General features: G+C 73.5%; 1 protein-coding gene. It reads right to left on the bottom strand.

Annotated elements, in window-relative coordinates; all coding sequences use genetic code 11:
- Positions 1-1326, bottom strand: a 1326-nt coding sequence (locus E1285_RS45030; RefSeq protein ID WP_207947315.1) for a type IV secretion system DNA-binding domain-containing protein, incomplete at its 3' end; no start/stop codon positions are given.
- Between the last annotated feature and the right edge of the window lie 186 nt (positions 1327-1512).

The raw sequence follows: 1512 nt of genomic DNA, 5'->3' as shown, positions 1-1512 counted from the left end.
CCGTAGTGCGTCGGCGCGGCCGGGAGTCTGGTCGGGCAGGGGCCGGGTGGTGAGGGTGAAGGCGGGGGTTTCCTGGTTGGCGACGATGAGGCGGGCGGCGGCCTGGTAGGCGCCGAGATTGGCCAGGTCGTGGCCGGTGAGATTGGGGCGCGTCAGGTGCGCCAGGTCGCGGGCGTCCTGCGGGGAGACGGCGAAGAAGATCTTGTTGCGGGCGTTGGCTGCGACCGCGTCCCGCATCGCCGAGGGGAACTGGGTGAGGTTCTGGTGCGCCAGGGTGACCGAGAGGCGGTAGGCGCGGGCCTCGGCGAGCATCTCTTCCAGGCCGTGCGGCAGGTTCAGGAAGGCGTGTGCCTCGTCGATATAGAGCGCGGCGTCGCGGCGCGCGGTCTCGGCGCGGCGGGCGCGGGCGGTGATGGTCTGCCAGACCTGCGCCAGCACCAGCGAGCCCAGCAGCCGCGCGGTGTCGTCGCCGAGCACGCCTTTGGGGACGCGCACCAGCAGGATGCCGCCGGTGTCCAGCACACCGGTGGTGTTCAGGCCGGGGCCGGGGGTGCCGACGATCTGCCGGACGAACGGGCGGAGCAGGAAGTGCCGGAGTTTGTTCATCACCGGGCCGATGGCGTTGGCTCGCGCCTCGGGTGACAGGCGCGCGTACCAGGACCAGAACCCGGCGAGGATGTCATCGCCTCCGGGCCCGCCGATGCGGCGGGTGGCGCGGATCCGGTAGGCGTCCTCGGTGAGCAGTCGGGGCACGTCGGCCAGGGTCGCGCCGGGGTACTGCTGGAGGGTCAGGACGGCCGAGCGCAGGATGTCGTCGGTGCGGGGCCCCCAGGAGTCGGCGAAGATGCGGTGCACGATCCCGACGAGGTTGTCTGACACCAGGTTGCCGTCCGGGCCCGCCAGCACGTTCAGCGCGGGGGGCGGGGTGGTGTCGGGGTCGATCAGCCACACCCGCTCGGCAGCCTCGTCGGGCAGCCGAGCCAGCAGGTCGCCCACCAGGTCGCCGCGGGGGTCGATGACCACCGCGGCGCGTCCGGCGGTGGCGTCGGCCAGCACCAGGCGGGCCAGAAGGGTGGATTTGCCGGAGCCGGTGGCTCCGATGATGTGCAGGTGCTGGCGGGCATCGCCGACCCGCACCGCCACCGGCCGAGCGACTCCGGCGTCGCTGTCACCGAGCGGTTTGGTACCCCGCGCGGCGGCGGGGACGGTGGGCGGCGGCGGGACCGAGGCGGCACCGGCGCGAGTCAGGCCGGGCACGGCCGGGTCGAAAGGCAGGTGCGCGAGGGCGGCCAGTTCGTGCACCGACAGCAGATCACCACGTCCCATCCGACGGTCGTTGATCACCGGCGCGGGACGGCGCAGGCGGTGCCGGTCGAAGTGGTTACGCCCGGCGAAGACCGCAAAGGCTGACGCCAGCGCGTGGGCGCGGCCCCGCGCCCACGCCCTCGCGGCGTCCCGGCCCCGTGCGGCAGCCTCTTTGGCGGCGGGGTCTTTGGAGGCGGGGTCTTTGGA

Source organism: Actinomadura sp. 7K507 (assembly GCF_004348425.1).
Lineage (GTDB): Bacteria > Actinomycetota > Actinomycetes > Streptosporangiales > Streptosporangiaceae > Spirillospora.
This window is presented reverse-complemented; position numbering and strand designations above follow the sequence as displayed.